The organism is Salinivibrio sp. IB872 (assembly GCF_001995345.1).
GTDB lineage: Bacteria > Pseudomonadota > Gammaproteobacteria > Enterobacterales > Vibrionaceae > Salinivibrio > Salinivibrio proteolyticus.
Genome location: NZ_MUFO01000001.1, coordinates 13604 through 25509 on the forward strand (window position 1 = coordinate 13604; position 11906 = coordinate 25509).

9 protein-coding genes are annotated in these 11906 nt (G+C 49.7%); 7 read left to right on the forward strand and 2 right to left on the reverse strand.

Annotated features, from left to right (window positions below):
• Positions 1 to 20: 20 nt before the first annotated feature.
• A complete protein-coding gene (locus BZJ18_RS00060) occupies positions 21 to 794 on the reverse strand; it encodes a helix-turn-helix transcriptional regulator (protein ID WP_069586778.1) in 774 nt (257 codons plus the stop codon).
• A gap of 540 nt (positions 795 to 1334) precedes the next feature.
• Between BZJ18_RS00060 and BZJ18_RS00065 the strand changes: the two genes are divergently transcribed.
• Both BZJ18_RS00065 and BZJ18_RS00070 read left to right on the forward strand, forming a co-directional pair.
• The gene (locus tag BZJ18_RS00065; RefSeq protein WP_077454840.1) at positions 1335 to 3179 is read left to right on the forward strand and encodes an SUMF1/EgtB/PvdO family nonheme iron enzyme; all 1845 of its coding nucleotides are present in this window, start codon (positions 1335 to 1337) and stop codon (positions 3177 to 3179) included.
• Positions 3180 to 3756: 577 nt separating this feature from the next.
• The gene (locus BZJ18_RS00070) at positions 3757 to 4464 is read left to right on the forward strand and encodes a helix-turn-helix transcriptional regulator (protein ID WP_108743088.1); all 708 of its coding nucleotides are present in this window, start codon (positions 3757 to 3759) and stop codon (positions 4462 to 4464) included.
• A 71-nt stretch (positions 4465 to 4535) separates the two neighbouring features.
• Here BZJ18_RS00070 and pdxH read toward each other — a convergent pair whose 3' ends face one another.
• Positions 4536 to 5174 carry a pyridoxamine 5'-phosphate oxidase gene (gene pdxH / locus BZJ18_RS00075; protein ID WP_077454842.1) on the reverse strand — a complete coding sequence of 213 codons (639 nt, stop codon included), beginning with the start codon at positions 5172 to 5174 and terminating at the stop codon, positions 4536 to 4538.
• Positions 5175 to 5289: 115 nt separating this feature from the next.
• Between pdxH and BZJ18_RS00080 the strand changes: the two genes are divergently transcribed.
• From BZJ18_RS00080 to BZJ18_RS00100, 5 genes are all read left to right on the forward strand, one after another.
• The gene (locus BZJ18_RS00080) at positions 5290 to 7095 is read left to right on the forward strand and encodes a sensor histidine kinase (RefSeq protein WP_077454843.1); all 1806 of its coding nucleotides are present in this window, start codon (positions 5290 to 5292) and stop codon (positions 7093 to 7095) included.
• Positions 7095 to 8426 (forward strand): sigma-54-dependent transcriptional regulator, encoded by a 1332-nt coding sequence (locus tag BZJ18_RS00085; protein WP_077454844.1) that lies wholly within the window; start codon positions 7095 to 7097, stop codon positions 8424 to 8426. Before BZJ18_RS00080 ends, BZJ18_RS00085 begins: the two co-directional genes overlap by 1 nt.
• A 121-nt stretch (positions 8427 to 8547) precedes the next feature.
• Positions 8548 to 9948, forward strand: a complete 1401-nt coding sequence (locus tag BZJ18_RS00090; protein ID WP_077454845.1) for an HlyD family type I secretion periplasmic adaptor subunit — start codon at positions 8548 to 8550, stop codon at positions 9946 to 9948.
• Between the two features lie 16 nt (positions 9949 to 9964).
• The gene (locus BZJ18_RS00095) at positions 9965 to 11287 is read left to right on the forward strand and encodes a TolC family outer membrane protein (RefSeq protein WP_077454978.1); all 1323 of its coding nucleotides are present in this window, start codon (positions 9965 to 9967) and stop codon (positions 11285 to 11287) included.
• The gene (locus BZJ18_RS00100) at positions 11284 to 11892 is read left to right on the forward strand and encodes an OmpA family protein (RefSeq protein WP_077454846.1); all 609 of its coding nucleotides are present in this window, start codon (positions 11284 to 11286) and stop codon (positions 11890 to 11892) included. Before BZJ18_RS00095 ends, BZJ18_RS00100 begins: the two co-directional genes overlap by 4 nt.
• The last annotated feature ends 14 nt before the right edge of the window (positions 11893 to 11906 follow it).

Here is an 11906-nt window from a genome sequence, read left to right on the forward strand (position 1 = left end):
GATCGCGTTGTGAACAAACGCTAAGGAGTCAACTTAAACTTTGCGGGCGAGACACCAAAATAGCGTGAAAACGCGTTGGTAAATCCGCTCTGACTAGAGAAACCGCAACTATCGGCGATTTGTGCCATCGTCAAATCACTTTCTTTAATCAGTTGCTTTGCCAACGCGAACCGCTTTTCCAACACATATTGGTGGGGAGTCATCCCGACCTGTTCTTTAAACAGTTGATGGAATTGGCTTTCTGCAAGAAAAACACTACCAGCCAGCTGGGCGACGGTAATCTTGCGACTCATATGTTGGTGAATATAGCGGTCGATGATATCCATGTTGAGCCGATGACCGTCTCGTCGTGGTGAAATGTGATCACGAAAATGGCGGTGCAACACACACATCAAGGTGTCGGCACACGCTCGACTGAGCAATAAATCGGTTGGATTGGCAATCATCTCTGCCGTTAACGCTTTAATTAAGGTCTGAGCCTGAGTGTCGAGCTGAAAATACGCGTCACGTTCAAAAAGGCGAGCGATATTGTCATGCATCGACGCATGCCCAACCCATTCTTGATACGGTAAGTTAATTACCAGTATTTCATTGCGTCCCACACCGGTAAAGGCGTGCTCTTCGGATTCTGTTACCAAGCACCCCTGTCCCGGGCCAACGAGGCTTCCTCGCCCACCGACATCAAATTCCGTTTGTCCTTGCAGCCCTATCACCACTTGTTTGTAATCATGGCTATGGTGCAATTGCTGGCTGGGTAACGCTATCACTTCAGACACTTTCGGCGTCTTTGCCATTGACCGTCACTATCACCGTTAACCTATGTCGCATTATTTTGTCACGATTATCAGTAGCACGCGATCATCATCTTTCGGAACTATGATCAAGAACCTCTATTTTTACGGCCGATGTCATTTGGACTAAAAAAATGCGGAAGATCCCTCATTTTTGATTAATAGATCAGCGTAGAAGAACAAAAAAGACAACAAAACAATGACAGTGTCAGCTGCTAAGCTACTGTCTATAAAGTGGTTAAAGGCGATGCGATGAAAAACCTCTTTGCTTGATCATCGTTTCGAGGCGATCAATGGCGATCTTGGCCTTGATCATGGTTCGGTCACACGCGTCGTCACACAATCTTATTTGAAGCGCGGCGGCGCTTAAGGTAATCTCGCGTGGATATTAAAAACAATGAACACAGTTGCACCGATCACGTCGCAGAATGCTGACTGCCGTCAAATAATTAACACGGTTTGCGTGGCAACGCTGGTTTCCGTGATAGTCTACTTTTTGGACATAGGTATTATTATTGCGACACATGCGTAAGCAAGGGAACTATGACAACGAAATACATAAAGGCGCTATGCTTAGCGCTCCCTCCCCTACTGCTAACCGAGTTGGCGTTCGCTGAAAACGCGTCTTCCGCGGATAACATCGATCCGGTCAGTGAGTTGGTTGAGAAACTTCGCGCAAAAGAAGATGTGCTGGAGTCTCAAAACGATGAGCTGGCCCTGCAGCAGGCGAAGCTTGATGACCTTTTAGTTAAACGCGCCACGTTAGATGACGAGCTAAGTCAGCTTCAACGCGAGCGTAGTGAGGCTAAAGCCCAGCTGGACGCCAAGTTTCAAGACTTGATCGCTGACCCAAGTACCGACATCGGTCCTTATCAGCAAGCGTACCAACAAGCTTGGCAAAAGGTTAATAACCATCAACAGGAACAAGCTGCGAACGAATCAGCGATTATCGAGCAGAAAAAGTTGCTCGCGCAGCAAGAACGCCAGCAGGCTTTATTAGCCACCACGCTGGAAAACCTGCACGAGGCCATGCGTGAAGCCCGCGCTGAACGCTTGCGTAAAGAGTTGACGCAGAAAGACACCATTGAGGTTGTTCATAGTGTCACCTGTGCGCCCAATATGACGCTTGCCGCTTGTGCGAATCAAGGTAAGACCTTGACAATGCAACAAGCCATTCGCGAATTCCGTGGCCAAGTCACCGACTTTGTCACCGAATCGGCGGCGGTGAAGCAAAACATCGATAAAGTTGCTTTCAACATTCACGTCACTAACAGTGAAGTGGTTGATGCAGGCTTTACCGGTGGCACCGACTACACCACCCGCATTAAAGCGGAACTCGTCAGTCGCCCGGGTAAAACAGCAGCCTGTCGCTTGTTAAATCTGGAAGATCGCTACTGTGTTGAAACCACACAAGTGCAGCAACAAGCCAAACATAAGCAACAAGCAAAACGCTGGGTCAATGTCACTGTTCGCTCTAACCGTTATGACGACAGCGTTAAAATTAACGACGTGTCTTATGGCAGCACACCTGTTGAACTGATGCTTCCTGTTGGCACCCATGAACTGACGGTGAGCAAACCTGGGTTTGTCTCATACAATCGCGAAGTTTATCTTGGCAAAGATCAGGTCGTATGGGCCAAGCTCGAAGAGCAACCCAATCGTCCACCTAGCCCGGGAAAAAAGTTTACTGACCCTGTATCTAATAACCTTGAAGCCCCGCAAATGGTGGTTATTGGCGCAGGTGAATACAAAGTCGGTCCAGACGCGCGAGAAAACGTTGCGGTACGCCACTCGTTCGCGATTGGCTCGACGCCTGTCACCGTGGCGCAGTTTGATGCTTTTGTGAATGCGACCGGTTATGTCACCGCTGCAGAACAAGGGAATGGTTGTAATATGCTAGTTAGTGGTGAGATCAGCCAAAGCTTGGAGTCAGATTGGCGTCAGCCTGGTTTTGACCAAGCCGCAGATTCACCCGTTGTTTGTGTGAACAAGAAAGATGCCAATGCTTATACCAAATGGCTCAGCCAACAAACCGGCCATAACTACGCACTTCCGAACGATGTGCAGTGGGAAGTGGCGGCCCGTGGCGGCACAAACAGCGATTTCTGGTGGGGCAACGAAATTGGTGTCGGCAACGCCAACACAGGCTGGAGCGGTACCGTGTGGTCAAACACACGAACCTCACCGGTAAAAAGCTTTCCGCCTAACCCCTTTGGCGTCTATGACACAGCCGGAAATGTCTGGGAATGGGTAAGCAGTGAAGAGCCAATCGCCCGTGGTGGTGCTTGGAACTTTTCACCGCAACGTGCTCGCGCATCAGAACGCTTGGACGTCGGCGAAAACATGAGTGCTAATTATCTTGGTTTCCGCGTGATCAGAAAAATCTAGTCTGATAAGCGATAGTATCTAAGTCCTTTAAAGCCGCTTTCTCAAGCGGCTTTTTTTCTGCTTACTTCATCGGCAAGCACCATCAGCACAGTGCTATCTACCGGCGTACCACGACTGTCTATCACCCTAGCGAATCAACAACAGAATAATACACTGATTAAGAAAGCGTTTATCAGTTACTTACACTTTGCAGCATAGATTGATCTTAGCCACAATCTTTAAGTAAAGTCACTTTATCTTGTGTCAATGGGGCAAATCCCCCCTACCCAACGTCTAGGCTTCTGGATATAGTGACAAACGTAAACAGTATTTGTCCCGATAAATGCTTTTACGTAAATCCTAACACTGTTAGGTGCAGTCAACGATAACTAGAGCGGTCAACAACCCTCATGACTCGTTCGGTTATTTAGACAACCTCTTCTACACGTCGTACAGGATACAGCCCGAAAGGGCGACTCTTGTCTTTGCCGGCTTTATGCCGGCATTTTTTTGTGCTCAAATAAGCCTGCCTGTTTTTTTATGTTCAAACGGACAATGGCGTCCAATAATAATAACATTCGATCGTGTAGGCCTTATGATGCAACCGGTTTCCATGCTGCCTCCCTCTCTCTCAATGCTTGAACAACTGCCTGGGTGCTGGGGATGCAAAGATAAAAACTCCGTATTTGTTTACGCAAATAGTGAATACTGCCGACTCGTGGGACTCAAGCACCCTCAAGAGTGTATTGGTAAAACGGATCACGACATGCCCTGCCCAACCATCGCCTGTGCCGATCAATTCCAGGCACAAGACAAACAAGTGATGGAAACAGGCAAACGTCTACGGGTATTAGATATTCATCCTTACGCAAACGGCCGATGGTACGCCCATCTTTTTACCAAAACGCCTTGGTACGATGAGGCGGGGAATATCTGTGGCGTCGTTTTTTGTGGCCAAGAGTTGAGTGACACGGCGATCTTGGAAGTCGGACACTGGATATGCCGCGCAGTGACACATCCAGAGGATCATCCGCTCGACGCACCATCACATCGTCCCGACATCCATTTAACCGCGCGAGAGTCTGAAGTGCTATTTCTGCATCTGTATGGTAAAAAGCCGCAATTAATTGCGCAAAATTTAGGGGTATCGGTAAAGACGATTGAAAACCACTTTGCACACCTGCGGGAAAAGTTTGGTGTAGAGTCCAAGGCAGCTTTAATTGAACGCGCATTGGCGTTGGGGTTCGGCTCTGCGATCCCTGAGCGGTTGCTCACTAAGCAAGTGTCTGTGGTATTGCGAGATTAACGTACTGACAACAGAGAAAGTGCTACACAAAGCAGCACTTTTCATTGCTTACATTGGCTAAGAGATAGGGCTTAGGGCGCAAGGCGTTCAACATCCCATTGATCGTCATCGTTGCGCTGGTATAAAAAGCGGTCGTGCAGCCGATGCTCTCCGCCTTGCCAGAATTCAATGCTTTTTGGTTTCACACGATAGCCCCCCCAGAATGTGGGCACTGGCACTTCACCTTTTGCGAATTGCTGTTTGAGCTCCATAAATTTACCTTCAAGGGCGGAGCGCGCCGTCAGACGCTCGCTTTGCTTACTCGCCCATGCAGCGATCTGGCTTTCCTTGGGACGGGAGGTAAAGTATTTAAACACCTCTTTTTTAGTCAATGGCTCAGCGTCGCCGGTTATATGTACTTGGCGCTCAATAAAGTGCCAAGGGAAATGTAGGCTAATTTGGCTATTGTTCTTTAAATGCAAGGCCTTACGACTGCCTAGATTGGTGTAAAACACGAATCCATCGTCACTGTAGTCTTTCAACAGCACAATACGTTGGAAAGGCTGACCGTTTTCATCCACAGTCGCGATCGTCATCGCGGTAGGGTCAGGAACTTTTGTTTCTATGGCCTGTTTGAGCCAATGTTCAAATAATTGTAGTGGGCTATCAGGCAAATCATTGCGGCGTAGACCGCCTCGCGTATATTCTCTTCGAATGTCAGACAGATCCATTGCATTCTCCAATTCATTCATTTTTCGTTATTTTGCGCAGGTTGCGCCAGATAGACAAGGATATTCTCGAGTACGGTATTAAACCGACTCCGATCAATGGCCAAGGAGCAAGACGGTGAAAAAGTCGCAATTTGTGTTGTCGGCGACCCTACTCGGCACGGTCTTATCCGTGATCGTTGGCATTGTCACCTTCAACGAAACCAAGTTTCAGTTAATAGCGCAAATGCGCGAGGATGTTCGACAACTCGAAGATAAGCTGTCTGCCGAGCTGGCTCGATACAGTGAGCTACCCGCCGTCCTCGCCACCGATCCACGCTTAGTCGCCTTATTAGCTGATTCGGCGCCCAAACAGGAAGTTGTAGAGATCAATCGTTTATTAGTTCGGTGGGCCTCGCGTCTTGAAGCCGACACCGTCTACCTGTTGAACAGACAAGGGACCACGATGGCGGCCAGTAATTGGCAGAGCCAAGCCTCTTTTGTGGGTCAAAACTATGCGTACAGACCCTATTACCAACAAGCGATAAAAGGGGGAAAAGGCGCTTATTATGCCTTGGGCAGTCGTTCAGGAAAGCGCGGTTATTATTTTTCCTATCCCGTCCGTGACTCAAATCAACAGGGCTTACTGGGAGTGCTCGTCATCAAGGTTGACCTGTCGATTATCGAACAAGTATGGAAATATCAAACCTTTGACTACCTATTGACCGATCCGCAAGGGGTTATTTTTTACAGCTCTAACCCAGACTGGGTGTACCAAACACTCACTACCTTGCCCACGCCTCAAAAGCAAAGTATTCAACGCTCGAGGCGTTATGGCGACACCCCGCTTATCCCGCTGAGCCAGTTTCAGCATCCTCGCCAGTTAGGAGATAACGCGGTGATTTCTCTCGGGCTAGATGCCTCTGCACGTCAGCCAATGCTGATGACCACACACACCATCAGCCAAGCAGATTGGCAGCTCTATGGACTCACGCCGAGCAGCACCCTTTACCCTTATGTTTTTCAGGCAGTCATACTATTCATCACGTTTTATTTCTTGGTCACTGTGATTGTCTTAGCATGGTGGCAGCGTCTTGTTGCTCAGCGCCAGCTTGCACGATTAAACCAGAATCTTGAACGCAAAGTCGCACGCCGTACACAATCTTTGCAAGCGTCCAACCTGCAATTGCGTGACACCCTTCATCAATACGAGCGCACGCAACAAGTGCTCAAACAAACACAATCAGAATTGGTACAAGCCGCCAAAATGGCGACCCTTGGAGAGATGTCTGCAGGGATCAACCATGAAATCAATCAACCACTTGCGGCCATGCGCACCTACACAGAAAACAGTCAGCGCTTACTGGCCAAAGCACGCTATCAAGACGTGGAAGCTAATTTGGCGAAAACGCTCGGATTGATTCAAATGATCAGCGACATTGTGGCGCGTTTTAAGATCTTCGCAAAAAAATCACAAACCCGAACAGGTACCCTCGATGTCGTGCCATTGCTTCATGCCGCTGTCTCGTTGACCAAAAGCCGCTGGCTTCGTCAAGGCATCACGGTACAGCTTCCCTCACACTCAAGCCCTCTTTATGTTGTCGCTGATGCCATTTTACTTGAGCAAGTATTAGTCAACTTGCTCACCAACGCGATTGATGCTGTATCGAGTACTCCCGACCCTTGCATTCGGTTTGAGACTCAACACGATGCAAGCCGCCTTGAACTGCGTGTGATAGACAATGGTAAAGGCATGGATAGTGAAACACTGGCACAGGTTTTTACGCCCTTTTTTACCACTAAAGAAACGGGACTCGGGCTTGGGCTGACGATTTCGAAGCGGATCCTCGAGAGCCTACATGGTCAACTTATCGCCAACACCAACCCAACAGGCGGAACCATCATCATCATTCGTCTGCCCGTTCCGACTAAGGAGAGTGAATAATGGAGCCGACAGTGATTGTGGTCGATGATGAGCCTGCGGTCCGCGATGCGATGACGCAGACACTGCGCCTTGATGACTGGCAGGTCAACGCGTTTGCGACCGCACAAGAGGCATTAGCGGCCCTGACCACCGACTTCTCAGGCGTTATCATCGCCGATATTAATATGCCCGTCATGGACGGTATGCAGCTATTGCAAGCGATATTAGCGCTCGATGGTGAGATGCAAGTGATCATGCTTACCGGCCACGGTGATATTTCTACCGCGGTCGAAGCCATGCGGCTGGGAGCGTACGATTTTATCGAAAAACCTTTTTCAACCGATCATCTGTTGGACGTGTTAAAACGTGCGTATGACAAGCGTGCTTTGGTGCTCGAAAACCGCGAACTTCGCAAGGAGCTTGCAGCGCAAAGTGGCCCCGGGCCGCGCATTTTAGGCAACCATCCGCAAGTGAAATCCGCCCGTCGTCAGCTGGGCTACAATCAGCAAACAGACGATGACGTGTTACTAGTCGGAGAAAAAGGCACCGGGAAAGAGCTGGCTGCTCGCTTTATTCACGACCATGGCAAATGGCAAAACACGCCCTTGATTACCCTCAAATGCCGCTTACTGCCTACCCATTTGCTGGAGCAAACGTTATTTGGCGGCGAGTTGCCTCACTGGGCTAACAAAGCTGGAAAATTGCATGCTGCAGACGGTGGCTGTTTGTTAATTGACGGCATCGAGGCGCTACCGATCCCTCTTCAGCAACGGTTATATCGCTATATTCAGTTACGTGATAATCCTGAGCATCCCCAAACCAGTCAGGTTCGCCTTATTGTCACATCACGGTTTGATTTGGCCGAGCGAGTACAACGTGAGCAATTCGATCCCGCATTATGTCAACACTTCCTGACTGGCCACGTTTTGATGCCGCCATTGCGTGACCGCTGTGATGACATTATCCCGCTATTTCAGAACTTTACTCGAACCATTGCGTCACGCTATGGCATCGAAGCTCCAACATTGTCTTCACCACAACAACAACGTTTATGCGCACACAGCTGGCCGGGCAATGTGCGAGAGCTTCGCGCTTATGCCGAGCGATTGGTCCTACTTGGCGAAGATAGGCTAGACAACGAAGCGCCTTCCGCGACCACAGAGTCTAAATTGCCCACACTGACGGACCGTGTCAGTCAATTCGAGTTTGAGATCCTTAGCGATGCATTGCGACGACATGGTGGTCGACTAAAAGACGTTCAACAAGAATTGGGTCTCGCGAGAAAGACCCTTTACGACAAAATGCGCAAACACCAGTTAGATAAAGAAAATTTCAAACGTAGCCAACATTAGCGATTCTTTCGTATCATCGTCGCGCAGTGATACATAACTTCGCATAAAAACCAACAAATAAAGTAAAAAATCAGCAGCATAGACTAGACTTTTAAGAGCGGTTTCTAACATGGGGAGAGACATGGCTTGGCGCGATAAGTCTCATGCAGTATTGCCCAGAGACGAGCATCTCGATTACATCGATGATAAAACAGCGGCTTTGCTCTTAAACGCGCCAAAAAGTGCGCGTATCTTGTTGTGGACAATCGCTTTGTTTCTGATCACAGCCGCCATCTGGGCTTCCCAAGCGCAACTCGATAAAGTGACGGTCGGGCAAGGAAAAGTGATCCCCTCCTCGCAACTGCAAGTGGTGCAAAACCTTGAAGGCGGGCTGGTTAAAGAGCTGTTGGTCAAAGAAGGCGATACGGTCGTCCGTGGCCAACGTTTAATCCTTATCGACGACACCCTGTTCCGGTCGGATTTTCGAGAGCGTGAGCAGGAACTCAATGGCTTGCGCGCCGATGAAATCCGCATTCGCGCATTGCTCGAGTCAGTACAAATTAATGACACCGCTGCACTGGAAGAGTGGCGTGACAGCATCATTCTCAATCGTCAACCGCTCCAAGTCCCCAGCGATTTGGCCGCAGCGCGTCCGGGGCTCGTGAACCAAGCACAAGCCAGTTATCAAGAGCAGCTATCAAACATTCAAAATCAGCTGTACGTGACGGCACAAAAAATTCGCCAAAAAGAGCAAGAACTGATCGAGCTCGAGTCACGCATCGACAACCTCGAGCAAAGCTTGGCGTTCGCACAAGAAGAGCTCAACATTACTCGCCCCCTCGCCGAAGAAGGGGTGGTGCCTCAAATTGACTTAATTAAACTGCAGCGCCAACTCAACGATACCCAACGTGAACTATCCTCTGCACAGTTATCGTTGCCTTCCGTGGTGTCATCAATGCGAGAAGCGGTATTCCAGCGTTTAGATGTCGCGTTAACGTTCAGAACAGAACAACAAGAAACCCTTAACCAAGTCGAACAGCAAATTGCCTCGATGACAGAGGGAAAAGTGAGCCTACAAGACAGAGTCGCACGCACCGTGGTGACCTCCCCAGTTGACGGCACCGTGAAGAAGTTACATGTCAACACCGTCGGTGGCGTGATTCAGCCGGGGATGGACATTATTGAAATTGTTCCTTCGGAAGACAACCTGCTCATTGAGGCCAAAATCGCGCCACAAGACATTGCCTTTTTGCGCCCCGGGTTGGAAGCGGTGGTGAAGTTTAGCGCCTACGATTTTACCGTGTATGGTGGCCTGAACGGTCAGTTAGAAACCATCAGTGCAGACACCATTCAAGACGAGGAAGGCAACAGTTTTTATTTGGTTAAGGTACGCACCGAGAAAAACAACATCGGTGACGCAGAAACACTGCCGATTATCCCCGGAATGACCGCGTCTGTTGACATCATTACTGGGAAACGAAGCGTCCTTGATTATCTAATTAACCCTATTGTTAGGGCACAAAACACGGCATTACGGGAATAGGGATGACTGAAATATGATGCCAATTTGGACACGCATGAGTGCGGCTGTAATAGCAGTACTCAGTTTGCTCCCCGCCGCCCACAGCCAGTCGTTAGAGCAGGCAGTGGTGCTCACTCTCGCCACCGATCCTGAATTGCGCGGCGGGTTTCACGAGCTGATGAGCTTGCATGAGCAAATGAAAAACAGTGAAGGCGACTACCTTCCCGACATCGATTTAGACGCAGGCATTGGCTATGAGCGTATCGAAAACGACTCCACCCGCGCACAAGGTGATATCGACTTTGATCGCAAAGACGCAACACTAAGCCTGCGCCAGTTGTTATGGGATGGGCAAACCTCACACAATGTGAGGCGCACACGTTATGAAGCCAACAGTCAGCGCTTTCAACTGCTCTCCGATGCGGAAGACAAGGCCCTGCAAGTCGCCGAGGTCTATCTGGATGTGCTTAAGGCAGAACAAGTATTGGATCTCTCTGAGGCCAATATGGCCGTGCATGAACAAATCCTCTCTGATATTCGTCGCCGCGCGGAGTCTGGAATTGGGTCAACGGCTGACTTATCCCAAGTCGAAGCACGTGTCGCGCGTGCCAACGCAAATTTACTCTCGGCACAAACCAACCTCGAAGACGCCTTTACTGCGTTTTTCCGTGTCGTGGGTGAGCCTGCTAACGAGCCAATTGAACCCGTTGTCGATAACCTTGCCTTACCGCCCTCCATTGATACAGCGTTAGAGCAAGCCGTCAGCCGCAGCCCATTGTTAAAACTGGCACGCTACGACATTGAGGCGGCGCGCGCTCAATACGAGCAGTTTAAAGGCAATCATCTACCTAATGTTAGTTTGGAAGTCAGTCAAACTTGGGCTGATCAAGTGAGTGGCGTGAACGATACCAGTGATGAATTTAGCGCGATGGTGCGCTTTCGGTATAACCTTTTTAATGGAGGGAGCGATCAGGCCACCATTCGCAGAGGCGCATACGAGCTGAATCGCGCACGAGACATCTTTGACAATGCCTATCGGCAATTGGAAGAAAGTACGCGTTTAGCATGGAGTGCCTACCAGCTGACCACCCAACAAAAAGTGTTTCTCCAACAACAAGTGGATGCAGCGTCAGACACAGTGCTGGCCTATGAAAAACAGTTTCGTATCGGCCGACGCACCTTATTGGACTTGCTCAACACAGAAAACGAGTTGTTCGAAGCACGTCGCGCTTACCTTGACGCGAACTTTGATCATCTCTTAGCGCAATACCGGCTATTGAATAACACCGGCAATCTATTAAATGCGTTGCGGGTGACGATACCTTCCGAATGGCAAGTTAACGCGGAGGACCACAAATGATGCGAGTCCTATTTTACGCTGTGTGTATCAGCCTCCTCAGTGGCTGCGGTTATGCCATTATGGCACCGCCGGTGGCCCTGCAAGAACACGACGTTGCCGATGCGGATAAGGATGGCGTGATCAATGCGCGTGATCGCTGTGAACAAACGCCAATCGGTGCCATAGTCGATAATCAAGGGTGTCCCAGTTATGTGGAGCCAGACTCCACCGTTCAAGCGTCAGAGACGCCAGCCACATCGTTGCGGGTGCTATTTGCCAATGATACCGCAAAAGTCAGCCCCGACTATGTCACTGATATAACAGCTATGGCAGACTTCCTTACCCAGTACCCCGGCGTGTCAGTACGTTTAACCGGTCATGCCAGTGCCATTGGCTCGCCCGAGTATAATTTACGCTTATCGCGAGAGCGGGCACGTGCGGTTAGGGCCGAGCTCGTCAGCGCCGGCATTGTTCCAAGCCGCATTGAGATTGATGCGCTGGGGGAAGCGAATGCCACGCACACCGATCCGAACGCGCCACAAGACCGGCGCGTGAGTGCAGAGCTGTTGAACTTTAAAGGAGATGTAGAGAAAGCGTGGACAATCTTCACTCGCCGGCCCCAGTAGTACAGCGATCCGTA

Excerpts from the sequence above, each read along its gene's own strand:
- BZJ18_RS00100 (WP_077454846.1), top strand. The coding sequence starts at position 11,284 with ATGATGCGAGTCCTATTTTACGCTGTGTGTATCAGCCTCCTCAGTGGC.
- BZJ18_RS00065 (WP_077454840.1), top strand. The coding sequence starts at position 1,335 with ATGACAACGAAATACATAAAGGCGCTATGCTTAGCGCTCCCTCCCCTA.
- BZJ18_RS00070 (WP_108743088.1), top strand. The coding sequence starts at position 3,757 with ATGCAACCGGTTTCCATGCTGCCTCCCTCTCTCTCAATGCTTGAACAA.
- BZJ18_RS00085 (WP_077454844.1), top strand. The coding sequence starts at position 7,095 with ATGGAGCCGACAGTGATTGTGGTCGATGATGAGCCTGCGGTCCGCGAT.
- BZJ18_RS00095 (WP_077454978.1), top strand. The coding sequence starts at position 9,965 with ATGCCAATTTGGACACGCATGAGTGCGGCTGTAATAGCAGTACTCAGT.
- BZJ18_RS00090 (WP_077454845.1), top strand. The coding sequence starts at position 8,548 with ATGGCTTGGCGCGATAAGTCTCATGCAGTATTGCCCAGAGACGAGCAT.
- BZJ18_RS00060 (WP_069586778.1), bottom strand. The coding sequence starts at position 794 with ATGGCAAAGACGCCGAAAGTGTCTGAAGTGATAGCGTTACCCAGCCAG.
- pdxH (WP_077454842.1), bottom strand. The coding sequence starts at position 5,174 with ATGGATCTGTCTGACATTCGAAGAGAATATACGCGAGGCGGTCTACGC.